Consider the following 26,219-nt stretch of genomic DNA (forward strand, 5'->3'; position numbering starts at 1 on the left):
CCCGGTGGTAAATAGACTCTAACACGATTGAATCCATCTTTTTTAAAGAAAGAAGTGGTGAGTATGCTGACTAAAGAACAACTGGCGCATTTCCGTTCCATTTTAACCGCGCAGTTGAAAGAATTTGAAGCGGAATTCGGGAAAAATGACCATTTCCAAACGGAAACGGCACACCCTTACGATTCCGTTGGGGAACTGTCCAGTTACGATAATCATCCCGCCGATACCGGTACCGAACTGTTCGAGCGGGAAAAAGATATTGCTTTAAATGACCACGCTGAATATGAAGTGGAAAAAATCAAAGCGGCCCTCAAAGCCATTGAGGACGGCACTTACGGAAGATGCAAAGAATGCGGCAAAGAGATCCCGCTTGAGCGGCTTGAAACGCTTCCTTCCACGCTGTACTGCAAAGAGCACACCCCGGATCGGACCATTCCAAAGCACCGCCCGGTTGAAGAAAACGTGCTGAATCCGCCGTGGGGAAAATTCGTTTTTGATAATGGAAAAGATGAATCGGTCGCTTTTGACGCGGAAGACTCCTGGCAGGCTGTCGCAAAATGGGGCACATCCGAGTCCCCTTCCGATTTTGAAACCCCACCAGACAGTTACAATGATATGTATACGGAATCAGATGACCATGACGGCTATGTGGAAGATTTTGAAAACTTTTCCGGCAATGACATCAACGGAAAAAACGTGGAAATCTATCCAAATGAGGAATACAAAGAATATGAAGAAGAATTGGATGAAACCCATACGATGACGCCGTTCGGGGATCTGCCCCGCAACGAAAAAGATCCTTATGTGGAAGACGAGAAAAAAAAGAAATAAGCAAGCAAAAATCAGGTTGAAGTGCCGGACCTGATTTTTCTTTTGAAAAAATTCCGGATGAAAGCCTTTTTTCTATACATTTTTGTTCGTATATGCCAACTGATTTTGCTATAATTTCTATATGGTAAAAGGAAATTTAGATCGCGTTTGACAGCGCCGACATAATGGAGTGAGACTTTTGGAAGACAGACCGAAAAGATACATGCGGGAAACCCGTACAGTAAGAACCAGTTATGTTTTTCCCCCGGACACAAACCATCTTGGCACACTGTTCGGAGGAAAACTGATGGCGTATATTGATGATACTGCATCGATCGCCGCGGCCAAATTGGCAAGATGCACCGTTGTCACGGCTTCGACTGACTCTGTTGATTTTATCGCACCGATCCGCGTCGGAAACGTCGTTACGGTAGAAGCCATGGTCAGCCGGACAGGGCGGACATCAATGGAAATATTTGTAAAGGTCACCGCGGAAGATTTGAAAACAGAAGAGACAAAAATTGCCGCCATTTCTTTTTTGACCTTTGTCGCACTGGATGAGGATGGAAAACCTACACCGGTGCCGGAAATTATCCCGGAAACCGACGAGGAACGATGGTTAAACCAAACAGCCATCCAGCGTGCCGAACAGCGGGTGCTGCGGAAACAACAAAGTGAAGAATTGGCGCGCTATTTGTCCAAAATGCCGCTGTAATGCTTCTGTAGAAAAAATTCCTTTTGAAACAAAAGGAATTTTTTCCTATCCTCCATTGTGAACAAAATTACAAAAAGATTAAATTTGGGGTGCCGGCTATAGCTGTTTTTCGCATATTTTATGGACTTGCCGCGATCATATTTTTGTAACATAAGAGAATGGAAGAAAATGTAACCTTTCAGAACGAAGAAAAAAAGCTATACTAAATGGGAGAGACTACAGTTAATCCGTGCAAAAAGATGATAAAGGTTAGGTGACATGCATGTTTTCAGGGAATGAAATTGGGATCGATCTAGGAACTGCAAATGTTTTAGTATATTCGAAAAAAGAAGGCGTTATTTTAGACGAGCCGTCCGTTGTGGCGATTGATCATTCGACAAGGCAGGTGCTCGCTTTCGGGCAGGAAGCCAAAGCGATGATCGGAAAAACACCTGAAAAAATTACTGTCATCCGCCCTTTAAAAGGCGGGGTGATCGCTGATTTCGATATGACAACAGAAATGCTAAAGCAAATTATGAAAAAAATCAATCAGCAAAGCGGCATCTCGATCCGCAAACCGAACGTCGTAGTATGTGTCCCGTCAGGCGCAACATCGGTTGAACGGCGGGCCATTGAAGATGTCGTCAAAAACAGCGGAGCAAAAACCGTCCATTTGATTGAAGAACCGGTTGCTGCCGCCATTGGTGCCGATCTTCCCGTAGACGAGCCGATCGCCAATGTGATTGTCGATATCGGCGGCGGCACTACGGAAGTCGCCATTATTTCCTTCGGCGGCGTCGTGACGTATAACACGATCCGCATCGGCGGCGATAAAATGGACGATGATATTATGCAGCATGTCAGAAAAACGTATAATCTGCTGATCGGCGAACGTACAGCGGAAAAAATTAAAATGGAGATCGGGCATGCCCTTGTCGACCATCCGGAACAAACGATGGATATTCGCGGGCGCGATCTCGTGGCAGGACTGCCGCGAACCATTACATTAAGTTCATTGGAAATTCAGGCTTCGCTCCGTGATTCCCTGCTCCAAATTTTGGAAACGGTCCGTGCCACGCTGGAAGACTGCCCGGCAGAGTTAAGCGGCGATATTGTGGACCGCGGGATTGTTTTAACAGGGGGAGGCGCCCTCCTTCAAGGCATGCAGGAGTGGCTGAGCAATGAAATTTCCGTGCCTGTCCATCTCGCGCCAAACCCGCTGCAATCTGTGGTAGTCGGCGCGGGCCGCTCCCTCCAGTTCATCCATAAAATGACTGCAGGGGCAGGAAAATAACCGGACACATTTAATTTTTAAAAGAAACGGCGTGCTTTTGCCTTTTGATTTGGCAAAAACACGCCGTTTTTTTCACCCTTTTGTGCTTTGTTCCAAGGCTTCCGGTTCTGGTTCCGCTGTTTGTTGCGGCTTAATCCCGGAAAGGCCTTCCAGCATTTCCCGGACATCAATGCCGCTTGATGCTTTCAAAGTTTCCTGTAATGTCGACATCAAATCGGTTGCATAGCCGGTGATTTTATTCGCACCGCCGTTTGCACCGCTTCCGGTATCGACAACGGTGATTTGGTCAATATTGGAAAGCGGGCCTGCTACTTGTTTCGCATACTCAGGCAACACTTTCAAAATCATATCGAGCACAGCCGCCTGGCCGAATTGTTCGTATGCTTCCGCAATTTTTCGTTTTGTTTCCGCTTCGGCCAGCCCTTTGAGGCGGATGACTTCGGCTTCCGACTCCCCTTGGGCGCGCTGGGCATCGGCTTTAGCCGTACCATCAATGCGGACGCGTTCCCCTTCTGCCTTCGCCATCGCTTCCACCCGGTATTTGTGGGCGTCGGCTTCCGCCATTTGTTTCGTTTTTTCTGCAACGGCGGCCTGCTCAACCGAATAACGATCTGCATCCGCTTTTTTCTTGACTTCGGAGTCGTATTGCCGTTCGCGCCGCAAAATTTCTTTTTCTTCGAGCTCGATTTGTTTTTGCCGCTCGATGATTTTGATTTCCATTTCCTGTGCGGTGACATCCTGTTTCGACCGGGCCGTTTCCAAATCGTACGCCTGGTCGGCTTTTGCCCTTGCGATGTCCTGTTCGCGGCGGAACTCGGCAATTTTCAACTGGTTGAACTTCTCCGCTTCCGCAATTTCAGTTGCCCGCTCCAGTTCTGCGCGTTTTGCTTCTTTTAATGCTTCCGCTTTCCGGATTCTCGTTTCTTTTTCGGCTTCTGCCGTGGCAATATCCGCATCGCGCTTGACCTGGGCAATCCGCGGTTTGCCAAGCGCATCAAGGTAGCCGTTTTTATCCTTCACTTCTTTAATCGTGAACGACACGATGATAAGCCCCATTTTTGCCAAATCCTGTGAGGCAACACGCTGGACTTCCTGTGAAAACTTATCACGGTTTTTATAAATTTCTTCAACCGTCATCGAACCGAGAATTGAGCGCAAATGGCCTTCCAAAACTTCCCGCGCTTCATTTTCGCGGTCTTCTTTTGATTTCCCGAGAAATTGTTCGGCAGCTGTGGCAATTTCACCGATCGACCCGCCGATTTTAATAATGGCAATTCCATCTGCCATCACCGGGACACCTTGTTCGGTGTAGACTTCCGGGGTGGTCACTTCCAGCTTGCTCGATAATAAGCTGAGCGGTTTTGCCTGCTGGAATACCGGGAACACAAATGTACCGCCGCCACGAATGATTTTAATTTTATTTCCAGCTTCGTCGACATGGACATTTTTACCGCCAAGAAAACTCCCTGTCACGATTAACGCTTCATCCGGCCCTGCAGTTCGGTATTTTGAAATAAAGACGCCGATAAGGGCAAGCACCAAAAATACAACAACACCGATGACAATCCAAATTCCGCTCGCAAACATGCGGATCCCTCCTTATAATTGTCTAAAATTTTCAATTTTCAATCGATAATTTTCGTAGGGCACGACATATAAAACGCCATTTTTCACTTCAATCACCAATACCTGCGTCCCTTCTTTAATTTCCTCGTCCTGTATGCTGGCTGCCGGCTTGGAGATGGTTCCTGTTTTGCTGTCAATCACCACTTCACCAAAACCGGCTTTCGGAATCGAAAGAATCGTTTTCCCAACCCTCCCTTTCAGCGAATCTTCCGTGTAAACAAGCGATTCTTCAGCCGAAGACAGCGGAACAAGTACAAACACATTGAGCAGAATATCAAGAATCACCGCGATCACGGCAGAAATGGCTATGATCAGCAGGTGGGAAAGCGGTGTCACTTTTTCCAAAATATACCCGCCTGCTGAGAAAAAAGTAAAAAATGCCAAAATCAGGGCTGGATGGATAAAATTGATGGCGTCTGCCATTCCTCCAAGCAAGTCATTGAACAACAGGTAAAGCACCGTCAGGCATCCCGCAATGATCAGTACAGCCAAATACGCCGTCTCTATCGGCACGCCGAACACTTCCATAAACATCACACCCCTTCCTTGATTGGGATTTTCTTTCAGATGACGCCGGTCATGATTGCTTACTAATCATTACGTTTAAAAATGGTTTAAGTTTCGTGAAAAAGGAAATTTTTTTAAACTGTGGATTTGTCGTTGCGGGCTGGCGGCATTAAGTTTTATACCAAGCCGCGCACCAATTCGCAAGATGATTATGTTTTACAGCAGGCAAAAACGTGGTAAAAATTTTTTCATTCATTTCGTCAAGACCAGGCGGTAGGAAACAAAGCACCAACATTTTCCATTTGATAACGTTACAAAAAGCCTGCTTCCCCATGAGAGCAGGCTAACTTTTTACCTTAGCGCATTTTCCAGATCTTCCAACAAATCTTCGACGTCTTCAATGCCGACTGAGATGCGGATAAGCCCGTCTTCGATGCCAAGTTCGAGACGGCGTTCACGCGGAATGGATGCATGCGTCATAAGCGGCGGGAGCGAGATCAGGCTTTCCACCGCACCGAGGCTTTCCGCCAACGTAAAGTAACGCGTTTTTTTCAATATTTCAAGGGCTTTTTCCTGGGATGACACTGTAAAAGAGGCCATGCCGCCGAATCCGCCGGCCTGGGAACTGTGCACTTTATGCCCGGGATGATGGATAAGCCCCGGGTAATATACCTTTTCAACGGCAGGATGTGCAGAAAGAAAATCAACAATTTGCTTTGTGTTGGATTCAATTTCTTCCATGCGTATGCCGAGTGTTTTAATACCGCGGATCAACAGCCAGCTGTCCTGCGGCCCGAGAATGCCGCCGGTTGAGTTTTGGATAAAATGCAAGTCTTCTGCAAGCGCTTCGTTTCGTACGACAACAAGGCCTGCGACCACATCACTGTGCCCGCCGAGATACTTCGTCGCGCTGTGCACGACGATATCCGCACCTAAAGTGAGTGGATTTTGCCAATACGGGGTGCTGAATGTGTTGTCCACGATAAATGTCAATCCGTTTTCACGGGCTACACCGGCAATGGCCCGCAAGTCTGTTATTTTTAATAGCGGGTTCGTCGGCGTTTCCACGTAGATGGCTTTTGTATTCGGGCGGATCGAGGCACGGACCGCATCCAGATCGCTCGTGTCCACAAAAGTGACGTCGATATGGAAACGGTTCATCACTTTTGTTAAAACGCGAAAAGTACCGCCGTATACATCATCGGTTGCCAAAATATGGTCGCCGGCCGAAAACAGCTGGATCACCGCTGTAATCGCGGCCATTCCGGATGCGAATGCAAAACCGTGTGTACCTTCTTCAATATCCGCAATCAGTTTTTCCAAAGCTTCACGCGTCGGATTGCCGGTGCGTGCGTATTCGTATTTAAAATGGCCGACGCCATCCTGCTTGAATGTGCTCGCATGATGGACGGGCACCGAAACTGCGCCTGTATATGGATCACGGCTAATGCCGGCATGAATGAATTTTGTTTTTTTACGCATGACAAACTCCTTCTCATCAAGAATAAATGCTGCGGCTGAGATACCGTTCGCTGCTGTCCGGAAAAATGGTGACAATATGCGTGCCCGGTTTTGCCTGCTTTGCTTCGCGCAGGCTCGCCTCCAAAGCAGCACCTGAGGAACTGCCGATCAAAAGGCCTTCAAGCCGGGCTGCTTCCGCAAGCCGTTTAAAAGCTGTATCGTCGGGAATCGTATGGATGGCATCAAAAAATGTACGGTCCATAAATGGCGGTAAAAATTCCATGCCGATCCCTTCCGTACGGTGGCTGCGCGGCTCGCCCCCGTTTAAAATCGAGCCTTCTGGTTCCACGATGGCTGCCTTCAAGCCCGGATTTTTCTCTTTTAAATAGCGGGCAGTCCCCATAAACGTGCCCCCGGAACCGGCACCTGCGACAAAAACATCGATATGGCCATCAAGTGCTTCCCAAATTTCAGGCCCAAGCGTCTTATAATACGTTTCCGGGTTGGACGGATTTTCAAACTGTCCCGGGAAATACGCATTTGGTGTTTCAGCGACTAGTTTTTTTGCTTTCGCAATTGCGCCTTCCATACCAAGTTCGGTCGGCGTGTTCACGACTTCAGCCCCGAGCGCCCGCATCAGCGTCTGTTTCTCCACGCTGAATTTTTCCGGCACAACAAAAACAGCATGCACGCCGTAACGAATCGCAGCAAGCGCAAGCCCGATGCCCGTGTTGCCGGCCGTCGGTTCTATGATCGTCCCACCGCGCTTCAGCTTACCTTCCCGAAACGCGCGCTCTACTAGATAAGCGCCGAGTCGGTCTTTTATGCTGCCGCCTGGGTTAAAGTATTCCAGCTTTGCAAACAGCCGGACGCCTTTTGGCAAATCAAATGCGGTTAATTCAACCAATGGCGTGTTGCCAATCAGTTCGTGTACGCTTTTCGCAACCTTCATTTCACTCGTCTCCTGTTATCAGGCAAATACTTGCGTCCACTCATCGCGTTTTGCCAGCATTTTCCGGGCAATTTCCTTTGCGCCTTCCAAAGAATGGCTTGCCGCCCAGCCGCACTGTGTTTCATTGCAGGCCGGTACTTCTGTGGCATGCAATACATCGTTTAACGTTTTTTCAATGATGTCAAGCACCTCGCCATCATCATCCAAATTGATAACGGAAAAATAAAAACCGGTCTGGCAACCCATTGGGCTGATGTCGACAATTTTATCCGTGTAATTGCGGGCGAATTCCGCCATCATATGCTCGAGCGAGTGGAGCCCCGGCATATCCATATGTTCCTTGTTCGGCTGGCAGAAACGGATATCGTATTTGCGGATCACATCGCCGTGAATCCCTTCTTTTACTCCTGCAAGGCGAACATATGGCGCTTTGACTTTTGTATGGTCCAAATTAAAGCTTTCTACGTTCATTTTTTTCATCTCTGTCATGATGATCATGCTCCTTTCATTTTTGCATCCATTAGCCACACAAACCGGTTCATCTTCCGGAAAGAGACATCAAAACCATTTTCCTCAAAGATGGAAGATAAAGCGGGAATGGTGGTGTAATATTCCGTTTCAAGATCTTCCGCAAGCCGGCAGAATCCCCTTGCTTTGGCTTCCTTGATCATCTCCTGTTTTGCTTCTTCCGTCTCAAAAACCGTATCGGCGAACACGATTTTGCCGCCCGCCTTTAACCGGGTGTGGAAAAGGGATATGGCAGCCCTTTTTTCTTCGTCTGTTAAATGGTGGAACGCATACGTGCTGGCAAATGTATCCGCCTTTTCCTGCACATGAAAATTCAAAAAATCCCCGTCTATTATTTTAACATCCGGATGCTTTTTTTGAGCGATTTTTCTCATATTAGCAGAAGGTTCTATCCCGATTATCTTTAGCCCTTTCTCCAAAAGCTTGCCCGTCAAATTGCCTGTTCCCGGGCCGAATTCAACAACAAAACCGGTTGCCCGGTCTCTGACGGCATCCAAAATTTTATCGTATTGATAGAATACTTCTTCGTATTCGGCATCATGTCCGGTAACGGTTTGATCATAGGAGCGGGACCATTCATCAAACAGCGCGTCAAACTCCCTTCCCAATCAAATCCCCCATTTCCCATAAAATAACTCTGAATTAAATGTAACACGCCCCTGGTTTTTTCGCAAACCATAAGGTGAAGGATTTACTCCCATTTTTAACGTGTATACTTTTATTTCCGGCCATTGTATTTTAAAATATGCTTAAAGGAGTGAGATGTGATGACATTGTTAGATGAAGTACTTGCATTTAACCAGGAATTTGTGGAGAAAAAAGCTTACGAGCCTTACCTGACTTCCAAATTCCCCGACAAGCGGATGGTGATTTTCACATGCATGGACACAAGGATCATTGAATTGTTACATAAAGCAATGAATATTAAAAACGGGGACGCAAAAATCGTAAAAAATGCAGGCGCCATTTTAACGAGCCCGTTCGACAGCACGATGCGGAGCCTGCTTGTTGCCATCTATCAGCTGAAGGCGGATGAAGTGTTTGTGATCGGCCATTATGACTGCGGCATGACCGGGTTAAAAGGCGAAACCGTGCTTGAGAATATGAAAAAACGCGGGGTTGACGAAAATGCGATTGAAACACTCGTTCATGCGGGAATCGACCTTGACGAATGGCTGAGCGGTTTCGACAAGGTCGAAAGCAGCGTAAAAAAGAGTGTCGGCATCATTAAAAACCACCCGCTGATGGATAAAAAAGTGCCGGTCCATGGGCTTGTCATTGACCCGGAAACCGGGAAACTTGATCTGATCGTAAACGGCTACGAAAATTAATCCCGGGCGCCAAATCCATGGCGGAGACCTTGACGGGGTTTTCTTCATTTTTTAATCGAAACTTCATGAAATGATGATGTTGCTTTCATTGTTTTTTAGGGTAACCGGTTTACAATTAATCATGTAGCGAGGACAGCAGAGCAGTAAGCATGCTGGACAAATACCCACTGTTTTATCCCCTTTTTAAGCCGGCCTGTGTGCCGGTTTTTTTGTGAGCAGAAATTTAAGGGAATTTTAAAATGGCGTTAGGCTAATAAAATGAGCGTAAGTTTTTACATGAAGACCAAGGATCAGTTTGGTTTGCTGATGATGACGGTTTGCAGCGGAAACGGTGTAACCCACGTTTCGTTCATTTTATATAATAGGGTATATAAGCTGCTGAAAGACGGGGAGATTAGGGAAACAGGAGGAAGGTGTTTCAGACAAAAAACGGGTAAAGGCCGCTTGTACGGCTACTTTACCCGTAATCTTTCCCCCACACGGATGGTATAATCATCATCCAGATTATTCCATTTCTTTATTTCTTTGATGGTCGAACCGTATTCTTTGCTTAAAGCGTAAACGGTATCCCCCTTAACGACTTTATGATACGTTGCACCGCTTTTCTTTTTGAGCTCGAAAGCTTTTGCCAGCCCATTGACATGCCCCTGTGCCACTTCTTCAATCCAGCTGTTTTTCTTCATTTTTTTCGCATCACTTGCTGTGTCAATAAAGCCGTTTTCGGTAAGGAGCGCAGGCATGATCGATTCCCTGAGCACATGAAAATCGGCCGTTTTTCTGCCCCTGTCTTTTAAATCATTCAGCTTCACCACTTCCTGGTGGATGGTTTTCTGGTAGGTTGCCGTAGCAGAGCCTGATTCTGGATAAATATAGCTCTCAAAACCCGTTCCATTTCCTGAATTGATATGAATGGAAAGAAAAAAAGTGGCGCCCCAGCTGTTGGCGGCATCCGTCCGCTCTTCCAAAGAAACAAATTTGTCCGTCGTCCGCGACATTTTTACCGAAACATTTTGGTAATGGTTTGTTAAAATGTCCTGAATCTGTTTGGCAATCTCCAAAGTGATGTCTTTTTCCTCTAGCCCGTTTCCCTCAGCGCCCGGGTCTTTTCCACCATGTCCCGGATCAAGAAACAGTTTAAACAAATACTTCACCCCTTTCCAATCATGCTCAATTTCCACATATCTTTTTTAAAGTTAAATGGTTACTTTCCTGTCCTGTTTTTTGTACAAATGGAAACCATCCGTTTTGCCGGCAGCCGGAATGGCAAGCGGCCGGCAAAATTTTACCGGACATCCGGCAAGTTGAGGCGACAGGGGCAGATTGCAAATACAGGTCAACTTTGCAAGGAAAACGAAGAACCCGGCCCTTTTTCTCACGCAGAGAACCAAATCTCTATCCTATCGTATGTAAAGCATGTGCCATTTGTGACAGGTTGTCCGCCTGTTTTGGTCCGTAAGCGTTTTAAGGAAGAATTTGGATATTGGGAAATAGAATTGTTTCTTTAAGCGTTTTGGCAGTTGAAGCGGGAAGAACCATGTTTTTTCGGAAAAGCGTATGTGTAAAATATTTTACTCGAAGGATCAGGCGAGTGAAAAAAATGGGAAGGCACTCTATCATCTAAATGTACACTTTGAGATAAACATCTAGAGAGCGGTCTACAGGGGTATTGACACAAAACGACAGATTCACTATAATATTTAAGGTGACATCGAACGGATATTAGCAATTTACGGCTCCGTAGCTCAGTGGATAGAGCGTCGGTTTCCTAAACCGTGCGTCGGAGGTTCGAGTCCTCTCGGGGCCGCTAAAAGCGTCATATCAACGTTTATAGAACGTTGAGGCAATCGTTAGGCTACACGGTGGCTAACGGTTTAAAACGCCTTCTCTCGTTTTCTTATTACTGAAGAATTCGAGGGGAGGCGTTTTTTGTTATGGAAAAACGGGTTGTCAGGCGGAGAACGGAAAGCGAGCAGCCGCCAGAATATAATTTGTCGATCACGGACGCCTTTACGTATTTCATCACGCTAAAGAAAACGGAAGGCGTACGCGAACGCACCATGACGGACTATCATAATTTATTCGGCTATTTTACGGGATGGCTGGCGGAGAAGCATCCGGATATTACGCAGATAAACGACATCACGACGAATGTGCTCCGTGAATACTCCGTTTATTTAAGCGAGGAAAAATTCAATGCCAAAACTGGCGCAAAGGGGCTTTCTCCTTACACGGTAAATGTGCGCATGCGCTTTTTGAAGGCGTTCTTTAACGCACTATTTCGGGAAAATATCGTCAACGCGAATCCGGCTAATAATATCAAACTTATGAAGGTTGATGCGGAAACATTCGAGCCATTGACCGATAAAGAACTGCGGCTGCTGCTTGATGCACCGGACGATCGGGAATATGCGCAGTTCCGCGATAAGGTTGCGATGTACCTCATGCTTGACACCGGCATGCGAATAAACGAAGTATGCAGCCTCGAAGTCGCGGACGTCGACTTTAAGGCGCGCGCAATCATCCTGCCGGCAAAGAAGAATAAAAACCGCAAGCCGCGTATCATTCCTTTTTCAAACAGCACCATGAAGCTGCTGCTCGAATTGATTGCGGAGAATCGCACGCATTTTGATACGACTTACGTGTTTGTGTCGAATATCGGCACGCCATATCAGCCGAACTCATTCCGGAAGCGATTGCATACTTACCGTGATAAGGTTGGCATCACGAAGCGTGTAAGCCCGCATGTATTCCGACACCAGTTTTGCCATGATTTTATTATGAATGGTGGCGATGTGTTTACGTTGCAGCGCATCGTCGGGCATGCCGATATATCGACAACACGGAAGTATATACAAATGACAGGTCAAGACTTAAAGGATCAGCACGCGCAGTTTAGCCCAATCGTGCGCATCCGTAATAAATATCGAAAATAAAAAAAGCGCCCTACCGCAATGGGAGAACGCATTAAACTTAAACTACTTTGATTATAGCAAACTTGCGAAAAAAATGCAATAGGCAAGTCTTATTCATCATACGCCTATAATCGAACAAATGTTCTAATTTGTGGTAGGCGCCTCGGAGGTGCCGTATTATGCAATACTTAACCGAATACCAAACATTCCAATCAAAAACCGAACTCAACGACGCAGTCAATGAGCATTTAACACGCCATAGATACGACCTAACAGACACTGACCGCGACATATTGCAAATGATCAGTCGTTATGCCGTAAAATATCCGGGCGTTGCCCATCTAAAAAACGACACAATCGCGCAGGCAATCGACAAGTCTAAGCGTACAGTTCAGCGGTCAATTCGCAAGCTGGAACGCCTCGGCATTATTGAGCGGCTGCCGTTTAAACGTAAAATCAGCGGCGGTTATGGCGCTAACGTCTACCGTGTCATATCGCCCGTGTCACCTCGCGAGCAAGCCTCCGAGCCTTGCCAATCAACGGACAAGCCCGCGAAAATGGAAAATGAACCTAGTACTTTTTTTAAACAAAATACTAATTTAGTAAATACGTATGCGACGCAGCCGCAGCCGTCTCATTACGGCCGATTCCGTCGACTATTGGAATCTACTATCGGCACCGACAACCGCCTGCTTTACCGTTTGTACGGCGTCTACAAGGCGCAGACAGCGCCGTTATTTAGGACTGAATACAACGACAAGGCGACTGTCGAAGCTATCGGCATACGAGCGCTACACGCCGCCATATACGCAACGAAGCGCATGAAAATCCGCAACCTGGCCGGCTATTATTCCGGCGTGTTAGACCGCATGCTCGACCGTTGGCAATCCGAGGAGTTATACGCATAGGCTAGGCACTATAAATAAAAAAAAACAAATTAATAAAACATATGGTGTTCAGTTTTCGAGGCATAAAAAAAGGCGGGAAAGCCGTTAAGCCTTCCCGTTTAGCATTTCGTTCAGCTCGTCGATCCCCTTCGCCACCTCGGCCGGAGATAGCCGCGTGGACCTTGGAGCCGGCAAATTCGTGATCTCCTGCCGATCGACAAGCAGGCCGAAACGTTTGTAAAACAGCTCAATCGCCCGAATGCTGGGGATGCCGTTGTTCCACTGACTTCCATCGATCAGTGACACGAGCTTAGCGTCGACCATGACGCTTAATGAGTTAAGTTTTGCATCTGCCTTGCGTCGCACGTATTCGGCAAAGTCGACGTTCTGCGTCCGCCATTTGTAAAGCTGCATTCGGCTGATGCCGACTTCGGTCGCCAATTCTTCCTGGGTGCGTTTGTCCTTGCCGGCAAACTCGTTTTCGACCAGTAGCTCGGCCGCCTGTAGCTGTTGCGGTGTTAGGCGCTCTTTTAATTCGTCCGTTGTAATCATTTTCAAACCTCCTAGTATAGATTTTTTATTGATTCGTAGTGGGCGCGGTACTTTTTTAATTCGGCTTTAAAAAGCACGCGGTCGCTTTTCAGTCTTCCGTATTCTTCGCGCATGCTTTTATCGCGAAAATCGTTAGATACGCGAAAGCCCTGCGTAAACCATAAACACTGATACAGCCGTCGGGGCAGCGAATTTGCGCTAACCTCTCCGCGGGCCGCCTTTTCTACATCCCGTATAGCTGCGCCAATAGCCAAACCGTAAGCGCGGAGGAACGTGCCCTTTGACTTGCGTAACAGCTCGGCCATTTCCGCATACGGTTGCAATTTCTCCGTTTCAAGCGGCAACACTTCGCCGGCCTGCTGCACAAGTTGCGCGTACTTCGCAAGTACCGGCACAACAGGCGCAAGTTGCTCCGCGAGCACAGCCGAAAAGGGAATCGGTAAAAATGCCGCCGGTGGGTCCGGCGGCAATCCGCGTGCAACTCTTTCCCGTTGTAATTCCGCGCGTTGGTTACTTATTTCGCGCCGAAGTAGTTCGATCGACTCCATTATGCACCTCCGTTATTAAACGCAGTCCGTTTGTTTTAATCTTCTCCCGACGAGGCAGGAAACAGATGCGGCTTATTCGCGTATCGAGCGTATTTTTGACCGACAGCCTGCTCGATTGTGTTCAGTTCCAGTGACTGCGTTCTAAATAAATCACGACCCCATGCGTCCTTTACATAACCCGCGATTTCTTGCGCCTTCTTTTGCTCCGGTGTAAGCGCCTTGCTGTTGATTGTGCCGAGTGTATCGCGCAATTTTAGCTTGACGCTCGGATTTTGGCCGGAACTCGCGATAATGTCCGTCGCTAAGCCCGCAAATTCTCCCGCCAGCTGTTTCGCCAGATAAGGATTTGTCTGCTTACTCGCAAACTCGCTGATTGCATGGGCCGCCTTTTCCGGGTCGGTGGAAAGCAGTACGTCCATTTTCAGCGCGTTTAGTTCGCGCTGAAAAGTTTTTAGCGTGATGTCGTCCGGCTTTGGCGGGTCTTGATTTAGCAAAATCTCCGCGCTTGTTTTAGCTTTTATGACTGATTTGTCGTAATCATCACGCAATTTTTTGGCGACATCGATAAACTGTTTGCCAAAATTGTCCCGTACTTTTTGACGTTCAAGGGCTTTGCCCTCGTCGGAATATAAAGGATCGCTGTTAATTTTTCGGATTTCTTCGTTCACTGCCTTTTTTAGCTCTGCCGCGATTGTGGTAACGCTACCCGGCAAGTCCAGTGTCTGTTGATACGCTTCCATCATTTCGTTAAATTTTTCTTTCATGCCCATATTAGTTATCCCCCTTTAACGGTTGTTTATAGTAAGTAGCTTCGGCGGGCAATTCGGCGCCGTTTGCAATTTTATCTAGTTGCGAGGCTAGCTCAGAAATATTTATCCCCGAATCCACAACCATATCGAACGGATTAGGTATTACGTAACTTACTTTTTGTTCGCCGTATCTTACCGCCGCTCTATCAATCTCTTTAACCTCTCGACTAATATCCTCGTATTCTCTTTTTAGCTGCTGAAAGTCGTAAAAGGCGCTTAATATTAAATCAATCCCCTGTTTCATGCGCTCTTGGATAACCGGCAAATGCTCGGATTTGACAGCCGGTACATATTCGTTCAAATAGGCTTGTACTACCTGCGGCCGTGTAATACTACCGCCTGCGCCGCTAAAATATTTGTAGGCAGCGTCCCGTTCTTGTTTTGCCTGTGCAGCGTCCTTTTCTGCTTCTTCCAATGCCTTACGCGCCGCGGATTTATCCTTTGTTTTTTGAGCGCCTGTCGTGATTTCGGTATGCACGATTTCGTCAAGTTTAACTTTCGCATCAGCAAGCGCTTGTTCTGCTGCCTTTACTTTGTCGTCATAAGCCTTACGTGCTTTTGCGATGCCCTCGTTTTGTTGGAGATACTGTTCATATAAATCAAATTTTTTCATCCTTCATCGCTCCCTTTTTGTTTTTAATTGACACCTTGCGCCTGGCAAAAATCGATCATCGGCGCTAATCCTGGCGCTGGGAAACTCGATCAACATTGCGTTGATTGCTTGCCTGCCGACTCTGATCGGGTCGCTTGCCTTCACGGTTAGGTCCTGCGCTAGGATTTCGCCTGTTTTTTCGTTTATCAAATAAATCGTTGTGATCGCGCCTACCTGTCTTTTTATCTGCTGATTTAAAACGATTAGCATTACGTCGCCCCTTTCGTTTTTGCAGCATCAAATAAGGTGGCTTGTGCTTTTTTCGCTTTAGGTGCGCCAGTGATTCGTCGCTTTCGATCAATGCTTCAAGCCATTTAGGTATTCGGTCAAAATACGTTTTGCATTGCTCGCTTTTTTCTCGCTCCCAACTCATTAAACCGCCTTCCTTTCCGGTGTCATTCGCTCGGCTGAACGGCGCTGCTCGATCGGTATTTTAAACTGCACGCCAACAAGCCGGCCATTTTTAAAATAGTCGGCCATTATGCGCCAGTCTTTTTTGTACCGTTTGATACGGCGTATCAGCTCGCGATCTTCCGTATAACCGGCCAGCCAGCCCGGCTCAAGGCGCCGTAACTCGTTTTTCACCAGCCGCCATCTCCTTATCTAGTCGCTCCATTACATAATAGGCATGCTCGTAAAGTAAGCCGTTTAGCACCTCTTGAACCGGTTGCCCTGCCGTCAAGGAAATAACACATGCGACGGTTGAAAACGCCTGTTCGGAGAATTTGTCGCGATCGCGATCGAGATAAAATGATACGAGCGGCTTATCACCCTTAGAGGCGTTGCACGATGCACAAGCGAGCACCAAATTCGATATGTGATTCGTTCCGCCTCGTCTTAACGGCGTTACATGGTCGATGTGGTGCCGACAACCGGCTTCATCCTCGCTTTTACCGCAATAAATGCATTTGCCGTCATGCGCCGTGTAAAGCAACCGCAGCTCACTCACCGTGACCTCCATCGGCACGCCTGCTTTGCGGGCACGCTTTTTCATGTCACGGTACGCGCGATGTGCCCGGTCCTCGAGCGCCGTTTTGCAAGCCTTGCAGCGGTTGGTATGGCCGCCCTTAACGCGCTTGTCGATCTCAAACATCTCAATCGGCTTGTTAGCGCCACAGATACGGCAGATACGTTTGTCCTGTCCGGTCATCGCGCATCACCGCCTAGCGCTGCGTCAAGCTTGCGTTCAATGTTTTCCGCAGATTCCGCACATTTTTCGATCAAGTCCGACAGTCTTTCCAGCACATTCGCATTTACATTTTCGTTTTTCACCGGAATCATTCTCCTTTTCCATTTTTGATTTCGAGGTTATTTATTGCGGTAATATCGTCGAGCATGTTCGCCAGTGTCGTATTTTTCGCGCGCTCGTGAAACAGCTCCACCGACAACTGATGATGATTCGTGTGCAGTGTAATCGTGCAATCGTGTAGCCCTCTGAGCGCTGTAATCAGCGACTTGTAGGCGACAAAAATGGAGTTACAACGTTCATATGTTCGCGTCATTACCTTTTCGGTGCCCGCGTCATCGACTAGCTTAATTTCGGCTTCAAAACGTGCCGGGCCAATGCGTTCAATTTTTTGATACAGTTCCATTGACAATCCCCCTGTAATTATGTTAGATTTATAATGGCGAAGTATTGGCTCCCCCCCTTATAATTAACGCGGTTTTATAGGCGCTTTTGCTGCATTTATGGCTCGTTGTCTTTCTCTTTTTAAGTGATCTTCTGTGTATTTATTCGCAAAATACTTCTTAATTTCTTCCGGCGTCATCTTTGTTACGTGCACTTCACTCGGTTCAGTCGATTCTGCTCGCTTAACTTCTTTTTGAAGCCGATAGTCTTTCAGCTTTCGTTCTTCTTCTTTCCGGTTACGTTTTCCGCTGCTTTCGTATTTTTTCAGTTCTTTTTGTGCTCCGACAAGTTCCAGCGTAGCCGGCGCAAACAATCTTTCATGCGTTTCATAGTTTTGTTTCGCCTGCCTTCCGCGCACGTCTTTATACGCATACACCGGCAGATATGTGCCGTTTGCATATAGCTGGCTCGTCCGCCTGTACTCTTTAACCGCGTTGCTTTCAGCTTTCCGGCACTCCGGGCAGCAATAAGTCTGATCTTTGCGCGCTGGAATGAATACGTTTAAGCAAAAGCGATGCGCACAAGGCCTGTATTTGCTCCGCATTTCCTGCGCCTGTTCCTGGGTCAGTTCGCCTTGCTCGACCGCCGTTAAAAGCATATCGTCCAGGTCCGGCTCGGTAAAATCCGCCTTTGTGACGTGCTCGTATTCAAGGCGGCGCCATTCTGCTGCCGATCTGTTTTGGATTTCTTTTTCCAGCGCTTCACGCTCGATATTTTCGGCCACATAGTCGAGTATGCCCGCGAGCATGTCCAGTTGTTCAGCCGGCGGAAATGCACCCGTTTTTGTGTATTGTTCCTCGATTGATTGCTCAATAGAGTCGGAAACGCCCTTAAAATCCGTTACGGCTGCGCGTTCAAATTTCATGCGAAGCTCGTACAGTTTACTTGACTTAATCTTTAACGTTTTAATTGCTTGCTGGCTCATTTACAATTCCCCTCTCACTGTTAAAAAATGAACAGTATATGTTTTTTATTGTTGTTTTTTTTTATTTATATTGACTATCGACACATAACCGTATATAATGGTAATCGTAGAAGTAGATGGACAACTATGCGAGCTTTAATTTTTTTAATTCGTGTGAAGCGTATAAATGCTTCGTGACTTCTTTCAGCAATGCCCGGCTATCTAGTTCTTCGTCAAATTGAACCTGGCCGAGTATTTCAGTTTCTGTCGCTTCTTCATTTAATAATTTGTAAGTAGTCGCACGACGCTCGCGGAATGAGTTATCGGGCACCGTAAACTCGATATAACCATTTTCTGCGAGCCAGTCGCGGCTTTTTTGAATAGTAACAGGCGATATTTTGCGCGGTTTTGCGAGCAGCTTTTGCACGGTTGCCCTTGCCGCAAAAAATTCGCCTTTTTTATTCGCGTAGGCTTTTTTCAGGAGCAGCAGCGCCCACAACAAGTCGCGCGCAGTCCGCGAGCCGTCTTGCTCTATCACACCGACAACCCACTCGACTTCACTCCTTGTTATCTCGACATCTCGCACGTTTGAATACACACCATCGACAAGCGGATAGTAGTTTTTTATGAGGTCGTCAATTTCGCGCTCGCATTTGTCTAACGGCGTTGTAATTCGACGGGCTTCATGTTCACGATGGCAAAAATTTACAAGTATTTCACGCGTTTCTCTTTCGTCGCATCCCTGCTCAATTTTTAGATACGGGATAAGCACGTTGCGCATTGCCTTCCAGCGTGTGCCAGTGCCCGGCAGGCCTTCGCTCAGTAGCTTAACGGCCGTTTCCTTCTTTTCGGCGGTCGTCTTAAACAGTCCGACTTCACGCACGCGAACGGCTTTTTGCTTCGGCTTGTCCGGTTTTGCTGCTGGCTTCGTCGCTGTTTTAGCTCGGTCGATGACGGCCAGCACCGGATCGACGTCAATCTGCTGGATGGTTGCGAGATAATCATGCGATTGCTGCTCGTCGAGCACTTCAAGCGTTTGATTGTCGCAATAACCGGCAAAGCGCCCCGTTTTTGGATGCTTCGTGAGCGGCATTTTCAAGGCGTGCGAGTTGTTGCTGGTCGGCCTGAACTCGATCGGCTCTCCGGTTAACCCTGCTTTGCCGATGATGTACCGCCCGAACGTTACCCAGTCGGCAAACGATAAATGTTGTGCCGTAAAAAGCTCGACGTGGTAGCCCTTGCCGCCGCTAAAACTAACGTGAATGTCATGACGACTAAATCCCTCGGCAACAAGCGTCTGCACAATTTTAAGCGTGTGAGTTGGCGCCTGTTCCTTGCTGTCGACATCAAAGCCGAAATAACGGGCATGTGTGCCGAATGCAAATATCGCAAGCGGATGCACGCCGGCAAAATGTGCGTTAAAATTGCTATCGCCCAGTGGGAAGCGACTGGCTGCCCTAGCCGTCGATGTTGTGCCAGGCTCATATATCTTCGTGACATAACGCATTTCACCGTCACTATCCCTGTAACCGACGACCCAGCGCTTAAAATCGACATTATACAGGCGCTTTAAATGATTGCGCGATCGTTGGTAAACGGTTAGATAGTCGAGGTTATATGCCTTCCGGTACTTCGAAAGTGACGGAAAGCCGAGTTTTTGCGCGTGCTCCTTTGTAAATCGTTCCATGCGCTCGCCCGTTACTGGGCAAGTTACATAAAGCTGGCTCATTTTCATTCCCCTCTCACCGTTCAAAATTGAACAGTATATGTTTTTATGTTTTTTTTATTTTTTTTTATAACGACAATAACGACACGTAACGCTGATAATACTCGTTAAACTTATCGTTATCGCCAGTTAAAACCGTTTCTAACATCTGCTTAACGTTGGCCAGCTCCCGCTCGGCTGTACGTTGTAGCTTTTTGTAAAAGTGCCGCAAATAACCCGATTTTGTGGCCGGCTGCAAGCTATTGATAATAGACTCGTATGATGCGGCTGCCTTTTGCAAAGCCATGATTGCCTGCGGCTTGTTTAAGCGCTGGCGTTGCTCCAGGTCGGCGAGAAGTTCAATCGCCTGTAACCGTGCATCATTGATGCTGAAATTTATTTGCTCCATGCGGACGACTTCGGCATGTGTAGAACTCATCGGACGGATACCCCCGTTTGTTAGTAGGTACATTTGCATTTACAATCAGCCTCCTTTAAAATTAACTCGGATTTTTAGGCGGTTTATTATTGACAACCGCTTTTTTCCGTGTTAGAACGGCCGCGAACGAAGTCCTCGCAAAAGATATACTTCCGATTGACAATAACATTGCGCTGCCCCTCTACTTAATATATCGTAATTTTTCGGCCTTCCGTGGCCCCACGTGGTCATATGACGGTAGCCCCTCCTCATCGTTTCCGCTTGATTCTGGCGCTTGTAGACGACGTTACCCTTACGATTAGTAAAACGTCTGTACGGGCTTCCTGCGAGCTCACAGCGTGCCGTTTAGGTGTCGAGGACGGAAATCCGCTTCCTCCTTGTAGCCCGCGGTCAAACGTCAATAAACCGCCTGGCAGCTTCGATATAATCAACGTCAATGTCGAACTCTTTCGTAATCTTTTTCGACAGGTTTGGCGTTACGGGCTTAATACCGTTTTCAACGAGCGCAATGTACGAGTTACTTACACCTATACGGTCAGCAAACTCGCGCTGGCTTAATCGGTTATTTTGCCGAATAAATCGGATAAGTTCCTTTGAAAGTTGCATTTCGATTCCCCCTTCGATTGTTCTTTGCGGGGGCGCTAACCCCCTTCATAATATATAGATAACTAACGGCCAAAAAGTAAGCTTATATATACTTAATTGACGGATTTTTTTTCGCCCCTACTACGGTAGGACTAGCGTGCAGTTTAAAATGGGACATATTCAGCGATGAATTTGGCTTTTCCATAAGTATTTCTACTACCAAAACCACTTTTTTGCTACAATGTCACGAGTTTCACCCGAATCATTCCGTTCCGGAAAATTTTCCGTATCGGTGCTTGTGTTTTGTTTAAGTGTTGCTTTTCTTCTCTCCTCCGCTTTAACTCTCTCAATTCGTTCCAACCGTCTTGCCCATTCCAGTTTTTCGCTAAATGTAAAGTATTCCCGTTCCGCAGAATTCTGCGTAGGGTCAATTTTCTTCCCGACCTCGGGACATTTCCGTTACTTATCGGTAAATGCGAAACCGGTTTCGCATTCTAAACGTTCCGACGTCGCAGCATTTAAAAGACCGCCCAGTTGCCGCTGGACGGTCGTTTGCCGGCGCCGGCTTTGTTGCCGCTTATCACCGGAAACCAAAGCCGCAAAATCACCGTTCGCCCCTCCGCGTGCCAAACCCAGCGCCGCCAATCGCTGCCGCATCATCGGGGGCCTCTATCGTTAAATTTTCGGTGTGTTTGCCGTTTACCCTCCGCCGTTGCCGTTCACGGTGTCGCCAACCACCGCCAGCATCATCGGGGCTTGCCGCATTTTAAGCCGTTCATCCCTTCGTCGCGTCCGTCCGCCTTCATCTGCGTATAAGCCTTGTTGATCGAAATTTCTCCGTTGAATACTTTATCGAATAGGTCGGGGCGATTGCGATAGATTGCGAGCAGGTAATACATGTTCGACTTGCCTGCCCCGGCTTTTGTTCGGAGTATTTCTGCGGTTTCTCCCGTTACTTCTATCGCCCTCTCCAAATTTGGAGTATCCGATCCATTCCACCGAATATCGTTACCAATCGTCCCGCCTTCAGACATCCGTTTCTTAGCCTTCCGTCGTTCCTCCTCGTAATACAACCGAATAACCAGCGCCGCTTTCTGTCCGGGTTTTAAGTCGTCCCTATTCCGGCTTTCTTTGCGAGGACTTCGTTTGTACGACCCTATTCCGAATTCGGGTCAGGGTTTCTCCAGTTGGTGAAACCTTATTCTTTCCTCCCTCACTCATTCGCTCTTTTCCCCGGCTTTACGGCGCCATCTTTAACTTCCCTCCAAATGGAGAAAAGTTATTTGTTTCCGAGTTTGGAAACGATTCTTTCGGACGGACGCCCTTTACGCGTCCTGCACCCGGTCGCCAAAATACCGTTCCATCGCTGCTAACGCCTCCTCGTCGTCCGAGTGCTGCTCTAAAAATGCGTAAGCCTGGTCGTCGCTTACCGGCTCAATCGCGGTGCTGCCGGTGCGATCGTTGCCGCTTGTAACAACCGCCATATCTGTAAGCGCCCCGCCTGCATGGTAAATAAACCATGCGCCTGCTTTTGTGCGATAAAGAGTCCGCTCGCGATAATCAAAATCGCCATATTGGCCGGTATAGTGGCTGTACACCTCCTCGGCCGTGTCCGTGTTGTACCGTTTGCCGTCGATCACTTTAATCATGTGTCGTTCGCCTCCGTTTTAATTGTGTGCCCGGCCGCCGCCAAACGGCCGAGCCTGTGCCCCTCCACGGCCAACCAGCGCCACGTAGTCGCCAACCTGCGGGCACTGCGCTTCATCGGGGCTTTTTTATGCGAGTAGCATCGCATGGCTGGCCGGAAGCTCGGCCGTGTACTCGACGTCAAGGTTAACGAGGTATAGTTCCGGGTCGCTCGTTGCGATGGCATTATACACGCCGTAACCTTCGGCATCGCTGGCAAATACGCGGCCGTCCGGCAGCAATACACCGGCATCCGTTTTTGTAAAGTCCGCAAAGCCTCCATATATGTAAGCCACTTTAATTTTTGTCATTTAAATCCCTCCGTAAGCGCCGATTGAGCGCCGTTTTGTATTGTAGTAGTCGGTCATGCCGGTACTTGTTACGGCTGGCATTGCGCCGGTTACGCACCTGCTCGGCAACCTTGCGGGTATAAAAGGCCAGGTGTTTAAGGTTCTTGCGGCTTGCCATACCGGATCCCCCTTTCCGTTCGAGTGTCTGCGCCGCCGTTGCCGCTCATTCCGCAAAATAGGCCAATCGTAAACGAGCCGATAACTGCAAATGATATTGCTGCTAGCATCTTAACGACCTCCAATCTGATTTGTTGCTCCTTTATGGTTACGTTTACCGTAATTAAAGTATAATTCCGTTTAACGTAATTGTCAACAACAAAATTGCATTTTGCGTAATTATTTTTTGACCGGTATAATTATAGAAAAAAGAAGATGGCGAGGTTAAGCAGATGAAAGTTATCGAGGTAAGATTAAGAGAAGTATTGAAAGAAAGGGGCATCGAACAGAAACAACTTGCATCAATGGCCAATTTAACCGAGCGCACAGTTAGTGAACTTGTGAACAACAAAATAAAACGCTACCCGAAGGAAGCACTCGAAAAAATTGCGGAAGCGCTAGGTATCGACGATATAAATGAAATCATAACGATTGTGGATGACAAATAAGGCGGCCAGTAACGGTCTCCTCAATTTCCGCGCAGTTGGCGCAGTGGGTAACATGCCTGCTGCGGGCTTTTTCCGCCTCTTTCAGCGCCTTTTTGACTTCGCGCAACTCCCGTACCGTCATTTTGTCGACCGTTTTTACTTCGCCTGTTGACGGGATTGTGTGCGATTGCTTGATGAATTCTTGACGATCGATTATGGCTGGAAGTGCGATAACTTCGAAAATTTTACTTGTCGTCAAATTACGCGACGTCGCGTAATCTCCAAGTTGTTCATACGCCTTCATAAACTTATTTGCAGTTTGCCAAGACATTTCAACGTTTTCTTCAAGCCATTTTCCGAATTGCCCATGCGCCAAATCGTTTTCTTTAACGTGTTTCAACCGCCGACCAATCTCGAAAATTGCTTCGCCAGCTACCCGTTGGTAGGCGTGAACGGGGCTCTTCCGTGTCATCTCCGGTTGACATTCGCGAGCTTGTTCAGCGACTTGATCGTGGCAGATTTTAGCCCCGTATGGCCGTTTTAAGCGCCTTTAGCGCCGTACCCTTATAATCACCCTAGGAGCCTGTTAAAACGGCTGTATGGCGCTAATTTGTACGTAAATCTGTCAATTACACACACTTTTTAACCACCCCAAGTGATTTGATACTGCGCGCGTTTAAGGTGCGCCAAAAACGGCGCCCTGAGCGGGTGCCGTGGGGGGTCACGCGGCCGCAAAAAAGCCGGCCATCGCGCTTATGACCGACTAAACCATTAAAATATATTTTCGATCGCTGCTTGCTTCTCTTCCTCGGTCGGCGTACTGTACCATGCGACCATGTCGGCGCTGGAATGTCCCGTAAGGCTCATGATCGTGGCCATCGGCGTGCCCGCGTCCACCAGCTTCTTGACGTAGGTGTGGCGGAGTTGATGCGGATGCACGCCGTACTGTGCAAGCATTGCCTGTACCGATCGGACGCTTATGCGCTTGTTAAAGTTAGAAAGGAATAGCGCTTGCTGGTTATCGTGCCGCTGCTCCAGGTAGCTGCGTAGCGCGTGCCGAACGTTGGCCGGTATCGGCACGACACGCGACTTGCCGCCTTTGCCATTGCGGACCACGAGAGACCCCTTGCGCTCGCTTATCGTTACATCGTCCCGATCCAGCGCCGCCAGTTCGCTTACCCGTAACCCGCAGCCGAGCAGTGTAAGGACAATAGCGTAGTCTCGTTTGCCGGCCTTGCGGCTGGCTTCTGCCACGATCTTCCGAACTGTTTTGTCGTCCAGCCATTCCGGTGCTTTATCCGTTATGCTTGGCGCTTTAACCTTCCGTACATCTTTAACGACTTCCTCGCGGCCTTGCCAGCGTGCCAGCGCTTTTATGGCGGCAAAGTCCCGATTGATTCCGGACGGCTTGCGTTTGGCAACCGTCTCCAAATATTGTATGTATAACTGCACGTCATACCGACTAAACTCGGCAAGGTTGCCACCTGTGCCTTCGAGCCATTCCGCAAACTTTTTCAGCGCATGTGCATATCCTTTTTGAGTCAACGGAGATTTGCCCGCCAACGCTTCCGCCTTAAATTGTTCGATGTATTCCAGTGTTTCCATTCCGTTTCACCTCGTTAAATAATTATACGCAACTTTTTAAACGAGTTACGCTTTCACACGTTAAAGTAACGATGTCATAAAATCAAGGATTGGCGACGATACTCGTTTTTCTGTTACGTCCATTATAACGTATAATTCATATTATACGCAAGTATTATACGCAACTTTTACAAAGTAAACGGTGCAGCGTTATATAGGCGGTTGTCTCTCGTTGTCCTACGATATAAATATGTCTTTATTACCGAAAACCAACACCCCCGAAAAAATTCCGAGGCCACGCCATTCATGCGCTATTGCAACGGAAGGCAACCCCCATGATTATGACGGCCGCACGCGCCAGTGGCGCCGTGCTGATTATACGAGCCAACCCGTCATAACTCCGATATATGTAAACCTTCGTCAATATTACGTTAACATATAAAAAATACAATTACGCACTTGTCTACGCTAACATAATCGGTTATGATAGACGTAAGTAATAAGACGAACGATAGCCGGTGTATAAACCGTATGAGGCAGCGTATAGGCTACCGCATGGCTTTCCGACGCTTTAGGTATCCGTTAGGTTTCCTAAACCGTGCGTCGGAGGTTCGAGTCCTCTCGGGGCCGCTTAACAGCAACGCCCGCAGACCTTTAATAGCAAGGGTTTGCGGGCGTTTTGCATTTCTTCTGTGCAAAATCCGTACAAAATTATTTTGTTTCTGCAAAAGTGAGTGCCTTAACATTTGTGGGTGTGGGAGAATTCTTTCGGCGAAAAAATCTTTAAAAAATCCCATTATTTCCGTTTCCTTCTTATTTGTCAGAGAATCAGCCCATTTTCACTAAAATTCCCGCCACTGAGCTAAGCATGATCCGGATTCAGCGCCGTGATAAACATTTCGAAGAGAAATTGTGTGAAGAGAGCCAGCTGTATTGAGTAGAAAAAAGAGCAGGCCGAAACCTGCTCTTGCAGGCGTTCTTCTAAAAAAGATTTAACGAAAATAGGGGGGTATTTTTTGTTGTTAAACTTAAACACTTAATCGAAAACCTTTTTACGCCTGCATAACAAATTATAAGAAAATTGATTTATTTTGTCTAGATCTCCCATTTTTTGTATGTGTCAAGTTTTTCTCGACAAGGTTTAAATATCGGGTATTCCAAGACACTCTTTTTGTACACTTTCGGCTAC

The 26,219-nt window shown here is 47.5% G+C and carries 34 protein-coding genes and 1 tRNA gene; 8 read left to right on the forward strand and 27 right to left on the reverse strand.

Annotation, left to right across the window (positions count from 1 at the left end; all coding sequences use genetic code 11):
• Positions 1 to 63: 63 nt before the first annotated feature.
• The 3 genes from NFR98_RS10260 to mreBH all read left to right on the forward strand — a co-directional run bounded on the left by NFR98_RS10260 (position 64) and on the right by mreBH (position 2,798).
• Positions 64 to 831 carry a TraR/DksA C4-type zinc finger protein gene (locus NFR98_RS10260; protein ID WP_035183711.1) on the forward strand — a complete coding sequence of 256 codons (768 nt, stop codon included), beginning with the start codon at positions 64 to 66 and terminating at the stop codon, positions 829 to 831.
• Positions 832 to 1,009: 178 nt separating this feature from the next.
• On the forward strand, positions 1,010 to 1,525 hold the full coding sequence (locus tag NFR98_RS10265; protein ID WP_017551466.1) for an acyl-CoA thioesterase: 516 nt from the start codon (positions 1,010 to 1,012) through the stop codon (positions 1,523 to 1,525).
• Between the two features lie 262 nt (positions 1,526 to 1,787).
• Positions 1,788 to 2,798: a rod-share determining protein MreBH gene (gene mreBH, locus NFR98_RS10270; protein WP_026684487.1), complete on the forward strand. Its 1,011-nt coding sequence runs from the start codon at positions 1,788 to 1,790 to the stop codon at positions 2,796 to 2,798.
• 72 nt (positions 2,799 to 2,870) lie between these two features.
• On the opposite strand, the gene floT is transcribed toward mreBH, so the two are convergent.
• The 6 genes from floT to NFR98_RS10300 form a co-directional block, all read right to left on the reverse strand.
• Positions 2,871 to 4,385: a flotillin lipid rafts scaffold protein FloT gene (floT, locus tag NFR98_RS10275; RefSeq protein ID WP_035183710.1), complete on the reverse strand. Its 1,515-nt coding sequence runs from the start codon at positions 4,383 to 4,385 to the stop codon at positions 2,871 to 2,873.
• A 12-nt stretch (positions 4,386 to 4,397) separates the two neighbouring features.
• Positions 4,398 to 4,952, reverse strand: a complete 555-nt coding sequence (locus tag NFR98_RS10280; protein ID WP_480038342.1) for an NfeD family membrane protein — start codon at positions 4,950 to 4,952, stop codon at positions 4,398 to 4,400.
• A 330-nt stretch (positions 4,953 to 5,282) separates the two neighbouring features.
• On the reverse strand, positions 5,283 to 6,413 hold the full coding sequence (locus NFR98_RS10285) for a bifunctional cystathionine gamma-lyase/homocysteine desulfhydrase (RefSeq protein WP_035183703.1): 1,131 nt from the start codon (positions 6,411 to 6,413) through the stop codon (positions 5,283 to 5,285).
• A 16-nt stretch (positions 6,414 to 6,429) separates the two neighbouring features.
• On the reverse strand, positions 6,430 to 7,344 hold the full coding sequence (locus NFR98_RS10290; protein ID WP_014097223.1) for a PLP-dependent cysteine synthase family protein: 915 nt from the start codon (positions 7,342 to 7,344) through the stop codon (positions 6,430 to 6,432).
• Positions 7,345 to 7,362: 18 nt separating this feature from the next.
• On the reverse strand, positions 7,363 to 7,833 hold the full coding sequence (locus tag NFR98_RS10295) for an S-ribosylhomocysteine lyase (protein WP_014097222.1): 471 nt from the start codon (positions 7,831 to 7,833) through the stop codon (positions 7,363 to 7,365).
• A 5-nt stretch (positions 7,834 to 7,838) separates the two neighbouring features.
• Complete coding sequence (locus NFR98_RS10300; RefSeq protein WP_061565728.1) at positions 7,839 to 8,480, reverse strand: class I SAM-dependent DNA methyltransferase; 642 nt, start codon at positions 8,478 to 8,480, stop codon at positions 7,839 to 7,841.
• Between the two features lie 159 nt (positions 8,481 to 8,639).
• Between NFR98_RS10300 and NFR98_RS10305 the strand changes: the two genes are divergently transcribed.
• Positions 8,640 to 9,203 (forward strand): beta-class carbonic anhydrase, encoded by a 564-nt coding sequence (locus NFR98_RS10305; protein ID WP_061087110.1) that lies wholly within the window; start codon positions 8,640 to 8,642, stop codon positions 9,201 to 9,203.
• Between the two features lie 452 nt (positions 9,204 to 9,655).
• Here NFR98_RS10305 and NFR98_RS10310 read toward each other — a convergent pair whose 3' ends face one another.
• A complete protein-coding gene (locus tag NFR98_RS10310; protein ID WP_014097218.1) occupies positions 9,656 to 10,345 on the reverse strand; it encodes an N-acetylmuramoyl-L-alanine amidase family protein in 690 nt (229 codons plus the stop codon).
• Between the two features lie 589 nt (positions 10,346 to 10,934).
• On the opposite strand from NFR98_RS10310, the gene NFR98_RS10315 reads away from it, so the two are divergent.
• From NFR98_RS10315 to NFR98_RS10325, 3 genes are all read left to right on the forward strand, one after another.
• A tRNA-Arg gene (locus NFR98_RS10315) sits at positions 10,935 to 11,007 on the forward strand.
• Positions 11,008 to 11,134: 127 nt separating this feature from the next.
• Positions 11,135 to 12,136 carry a tyrosine-type recombinase/integrase gene (locus NFR98_RS10320; protein WP_251460073.1) on the forward strand — a complete coding sequence of 334 codons (1,002 nt, stop codon included), beginning with the start codon at positions 11,135 to 11,137 and terminating at the stop codon, positions 12,134 to 12,136.
• A gap of 158 nt (positions 12,137 to 12,294) precedes the next feature.
• Positions 12,295 to 13,023 (forward strand): helix-turn-helix domain-containing protein, encoded by a 729-nt coding sequence (locus tag NFR98_RS10325; protein WP_251460074.1) that lies wholly within the window; start codon positions 12,295 to 12,297, stop codon positions 13,021 to 13,023.
• A gap of 84 nt (positions 13,024 to 13,107) precedes the next feature.
• Here the strand turns inward: NFR98_RS10325 and NFR98_RS10330 are convergent, their stop codons facing one another.
• The 18 genes from NFR98_RS10330 to NFR98_RS10410 form a co-directional block, all read right to left on the reverse strand.
• Entirely contained in the window at positions 13,108 to 13,554 is a 447-nt protein-coding gene (locus tag NFR98_RS10330) for a phBC6A51 family helix-turn-helix protein (RefSeq protein ID WP_251460076.1), read from the reverse strand.
• 11 nt (positions 13,555 to 13,565) lie between these two features.
• Positions 13,566 to 14,102 carry a hypothetical protein gene (locus tag NFR98_RS10335; protein WP_251460078.1) on the reverse strand — a complete coding sequence of 179 codons (537 nt, stop codon included), beginning with the start codon at positions 14,100 to 14,102 and terminating at the stop codon, positions 13,566 to 13,568.
• Positions 14,103 to 14,137: 35 nt separating this feature from the next.
• Entirely contained in the window at positions 14,138 to 14,872 is a 735-nt protein-coding gene (locus NFR98_RS10340; RefSeq protein WP_251460080.1) for a hypothetical protein, read from the reverse strand.
• 1 nt (position 14,873) lies between these two features.
• Positions 14,874 to 15,524 carry a hypothetical protein gene (locus NFR98_RS10345; RefSeq protein WP_251460082.1) on the reverse strand — a complete coding sequence of 217 codons (651 nt, stop codon included), beginning with the start codon at positions 15,522 to 15,524 and terminating at the stop codon, positions 14,874 to 14,876.
• A 64-nt stretch (positions 15,525 to 15,588) separates the two neighbouring features.
• Positions 15,589 to 15,936 (reverse strand): hypothetical protein, encoded by a 348-nt coding sequence (locus NFR98_RS10350; RefSeq protein ID WP_251460084.1) that lies wholly within the window; start codon positions 15,934 to 15,936, stop codon positions 15,589 to 15,591.
• Positions 15,936 to 16,148, reverse strand: a complete 213-nt coding sequence (locus NFR98_RS10355; protein WP_437184215.1) for a hypothetical protein — start codon at positions 16,146 to 16,148, stop codon at positions 15,936 to 15,938. Before NFR98_RS10355 ends, NFR98_RS10350 begins: the two co-directional genes overlap by 1 nt.
• A complete protein-coding gene (locus NFR98_RS10360; RefSeq protein WP_251460086.1) occupies positions 16,123 to 16,713 on the reverse strand; it encodes an HNH endonuclease in 591 nt (196 codons plus the stop codon). The genes NFR98_RS10355 and NFR98_RS10360 overlap by 26 nt, the downstream gene beginning before the upstream one ends.
• Entirely contained in the window at positions 16,710 to 16,835 is a 126-nt protein-coding gene (locus tag NFR98_RS15770; protein ID WP_277613382.1) for a hypothetical protein, read from the reverse strand. The genes NFR98_RS10360 and NFR98_RS15770 overlap by 4 nt, the downstream gene beginning before the upstream one ends.
• Positions 16,836 to 16,840: 5 nt before the next feature.
• On the reverse strand, positions 16,841 to 17,155 hold the full coding sequence (locus tag NFR98_RS10365) for a hypothetical protein (protein WP_251460087.1): 315 nt from the start codon (positions 17,153 to 17,155) through the stop codon (positions 16,841 to 16,843).
• Between the two features lie 63 nt (positions 17,156 to 17,218).
• Positions 17,219 to 18,118 carry an RING finger protein gene (locus NFR98_RS10370; RefSeq protein ID WP_251460088.1) on the reverse strand — a complete coding sequence of 300 codons (900 nt, stop codon included), beginning with the start codon at positions 18,116 to 18,118 and terminating at the stop codon, positions 17,219 to 17,221.
• A 124-nt stretch (positions 18,119 to 18,242) separates the two neighbouring features.
• Positions 18,243 to 19,832, reverse strand: coding sequence for a hypothetical protein (locus tag NFR98_RS10375; RefSeq protein WP_251460090.1), 1,590 nt, complete (start codon positions 19,830 to 19,832; stop codon positions 18,243 to 18,245).
• Positions 19,833 to 19,890: 58 nt separating this feature from the next.
• Complete coding sequence (locus tag NFR98_RS10380) at positions 19,891 to 20,241, reverse strand: hypothetical protein (RefSeq protein WP_251460092.1); 351 nt, start codon at positions 20,239 to 20,241, stop codon at positions 19,891 to 19,893.
• A 390-nt stretch (positions 20,242 to 20,631) separates the two neighbouring features.
• Entirely contained in the window at positions 20,632 to 20,847 is a 216-nt protein-coding gene (locus NFR98_RS10385; protein ID WP_251460094.1) for a helix-turn-helix domain-containing protein, read from the reverse strand.
• Positions 20,848 to 21,285: 438 nt separating this feature from the next.
• Positions 21,286 to 21,483: a hypothetical protein gene (locus NFR98_RS10390; RefSeq protein WP_251460096.1), complete on the reverse strand. Its 198-nt coding sequence runs from the start codon at positions 21,481 to 21,483 to the stop codon at positions 21,286 to 21,288.
• Between the two features lie 89 nt (positions 21,484 to 21,572).
• Positions 21,573 to 21,860, reverse strand: coding sequence for a hypothetical protein (locus tag NFR98_RS10395; RefSeq protein WP_251460098.1), 288 nt, complete (start codon positions 21,858 to 21,860; stop codon positions 21,573 to 21,575).
• Positions 21,861 to 22,151: 291 nt separating this feature from the next.
• The gene (locus NFR98_RS10400; protein ID WP_251460100.1) at positions 22,152 to 22,475 is read right to left on the reverse strand and encodes a hypothetical protein; all 324 of its coding nucleotides are present in this window, start codon (positions 22,473 to 22,475) and stop codon (positions 22,152 to 22,154) included.
• 126 nt (positions 22,476 to 22,601) lie between these two features.
• Positions 22,602 to 22,823 (reverse strand): hypothetical protein, encoded by a 222-nt coding sequence (locus tag NFR98_RS10405; RefSeq protein ID WP_251460102.1) that lies wholly within the window; start codon positions 22,821 to 22,823, stop codon positions 22,602 to 22,604.
• Positions 22,810 to 22,980 (reverse strand): hypothetical protein, encoded by a 171-nt coding sequence (locus tag NFR98_RS10410; RefSeq protein ID WP_251460104.1) that lies wholly within the window; start codon positions 22,978 to 22,980, stop codon positions 22,810 to 22,812. Before NFR98_RS10410 ends, NFR98_RS10405 begins: the two co-directional genes overlap by 14 nt.
• Before the next feature lie 271 nt (positions 22,981 to 23,251).
• Here NFR98_RS10410 and NFR98_RS10415 point away from each other — a divergent pair, with 271 nt between their 5' ends.
• Positions 23,252 to 23,467: a helix-turn-helix domain-containing protein gene (locus tag NFR98_RS10415; protein ID WP_251460106.1), complete on the forward strand. Its 216-nt coding sequence runs from the start codon at positions 23,252 to 23,254 to the stop codon at positions 23,465 to 23,467.
• Here NFR98_RS10415 and NFR98_RS10420 read toward each other — a convergent pair.
• Together NFR98_RS10420 and NFR98_RS10425 are read right to left on the reverse strand one after the other, a co-directional pair.
• Positions 23,442 to 23,918 carry a DUF3102 domain-containing protein gene (locus tag NFR98_RS10420; RefSeq protein ID WP_251460108.1) on the reverse strand — a complete coding sequence of 159 codons (477 nt, stop codon included), beginning with the start codon at positions 23,916 to 23,918 and terminating at the stop codon, positions 23,442 to 23,444. The genes NFR98_RS10415 and NFR98_RS10420 overlap by 26 nt on opposite strands.
• Positions 23,919 to 24,217: 299 nt before the next feature.
• Positions 24,218 to 25,051: a tyrosine-type recombinase/integrase gene (locus tag NFR98_RS10425; RefSeq protein ID WP_251460110.1), complete on the reverse strand. Its 834-nt coding sequence runs from the start codon at positions 25,049 to 25,051 to the stop codon at positions 24,218 to 24,220.
• Positions 25,052 to 26,219 lie beyond the last annotated feature (1,168 nt).

Source organism: Weizmannia agrestimuris, assembly GCF_943193165.1.
GTDB lineage: Bacteria > Bacillota > Bacilli > Bacillales > Bacillaceae_C > Weizmannia > Weizmannia faecalis.